Below are 2,038 nucleotides of genomic sequence, written 5' to 3'. Positions count from 1 at the left end.
GTGAGCTGAGGAGGTCGGCCGGTGGCGGTCGTGCACTTTGAGGTCGACAACGCAATAGGCACGATCAGGTTGGACCGGCCTGCGATGAACGCGATTGACAGCCAGCTCACCGGCGAGCTGAGGGTGGCAGCGGCGCAGGCGGCGGCCCGTTCCGACGTTCGGGCCGTCGTGCTCTACGGCGGTCCCAAGGTGTTCGCGGCCGGAGCCGACATCAAGGAAATGACCCCGATGGGCTACGCCGAGATCCTGGCGTGGGTCAGTGAACTCACCGCAACCTTCGAGCAGGTGGCCCGTATCCCCAAGCCCGTGGTCGCCGCGGTGACCGGATACGCCCTCGGTGGCGGGCTGGAGCTCGCCCTGTGTGCCGACTTCCGGGTTTTCGGTGACGACGCCAAGGTCGGGCTGCCCGAGATCCTGCTCGGAGTCATCCCAGGCGCGGGCGGAACGCAGCGGCTGCCCCGGCTGATCGGCGCAGCCAGGGCCAAGGACCTGATATTCACGGGTCGCCAGGTGCGCGCACCCGAGGCCAAGGAGATCGGTCTCGCCGACCGGGTGGTGGCCCCGGACGACGTCTACGCCGAGGCTCTGCGCCTGGCCGGCCGGTTCACGCAGGGGCCGTCGCTGGCGCTGCGGGCGGCCAAGGTGGCGATCGACGACGGTTTGGACGTTGGACTGTCCGACGGGCTACGGCTGGAGACCGCGGTGTTCACCGGGCTGTTCGGGACCGAGGATAAGCGCATCGGCATGGAGTCCTTTGCCGAGCGGGGCCCGGGCAAGGCGGACTTCGTCGGCCGTTGACGGTGACCGGTTGCCGACGCTCACCTGCCGACGCTCACCCGCCGACGCTGACCTGCCGACGCTCATCGTTGCCGGTCGGGTGTGGCGGGTCCGGTGTCGCGCAGGTGACGTCCTCGCGTTCGAGCGTAGGGCTGTCGTGGGGCGACGGGGCGCTCTACTATGACGCCTGACATCCCGCTTCGGTCGACAATGCGACCGGGGACGGGCGCCACGAGAGGTGGGGGATGGCCGAAGCCGACGAGGTTGTCAGCATCCGGAAGCCGTCGGTGAATGCCGTCCCAGACAGTGGACGGATTCGCCTGCCAGGGCTCGATCCGGACGCGTTCCGACATCCGCTTGACCGGCGGGCCACCCGTACGTTGAAGCGCGTTCCCGGGTTCGACCGGGTCGTGGCCAAATACATCGAATGGGGTGTCGAACGTACCCAGTACGTGGAGAATACGGCATCCAGCGTGAAGGTCGGTCCCCGCCAATTTCCGGGGATCCACGCCATACTGCGCGAGACGTGCGCGATTTTGGACGTTCCAGAGCCTGAGCTCTACATCCGGCGTGGGCCGGTTGATGCCTATACGGCCGGGCACAACCATCCGTACGTCGTGCTTTTCACCGATCTCATCGAGATCATGGATGACGATGAGCTGCTGGCCGTGCTCGGGCATGAAATCGGGCACGTCAAATGCGGTCACGTTCTATATGGGACCATGGCACGAATTGTCAGCGGGGCGATGGGCGCGGGAGTGGCCCGGCGGTCGAACGCCGTTGTCAACAACATCGCGGCCTTCGGCCTCGGGGCGGGGCTCGCGGCCTGGTCGCGCAAGGCGGAGCTGACCGCAGACCGGGCGGCGATGCTCGCGGTCCAGGATCCCGATCCATGCGTCCGGATGATGATGAAGTTGGCCGGCGGGGCGACCCGCTGGCTGGACCAGATGAACCCCGCCGCTTTTCTTGAGCAGGCACGGTTGCTTGACGACATGGCCGAGCAGAGCAGGCTGACCCGGTTTCACCGCATGCGGATCCGGACCACCGGATCCCACCCACTCACGGTCGAGCGCGCCCGCTTTTTTGACCAGTGGCTGCGCGAGGACGAGCCCAGGAGGATCCTCGATGGGATCTATGCGGTGCGGGCCGGCAGTCGTGCATGCCTGACCTGCGTGAAGCCGGCGCGGCCGACCGAGAACTTCTGCACGGCCTGCGGAACCGGACTCGCGGTCTGGACCACCTCTGCCTAGCAGGACAGGGC

The 2,038-nt window shown here is 67.2% G+C and carries 2 protein-coding genes; both read left to right on the top strand.

All coding sequences use genetic code 11. From position 1 onward, the window contains the following. Positions 1 to 21 precede the first annotated feature (21 nt). Complete coding sequence (locus U9980_RS01605) at positions 22 to 798, top strand: enoyl-CoA hydratase/isomerase family protein (RefSeq protein WP_322766372.1); 777 nt, start codon at positions 22 to 24, stop codon at positions 796 to 798. A 224-nt stretch (positions 799 to 1,022) separates the two neighbouring features. Continuing rightward, positions 1,023 to 2,027 carry a M48 family metallopeptidase gene (locus tag U9980_RS01600; protein WP_322766371.1) on the top strand — a complete coding sequence of 335 codons (1,005 nt, stop codon included), beginning with the start codon at positions 1,023 to 1,025 and terminating at the stop codon, positions 2,025 to 2,027. The last annotated feature ends 11 nt before the right edge of the window (positions 2,028 to 2,038 follow it).

The organism is Protofrankia sp. Cr1 (assembly GCF_963555865.1).
Lineage (GTDB): Bacteria > Actinomycetota > Actinomycetes > Frankiales > Frankiaceae > Protofrankia.
The sequence above is the reverse complement of the archived record's forward strand: the minus strand, read 5'-3'. Positions and strand labels throughout refer to the sequence as shown.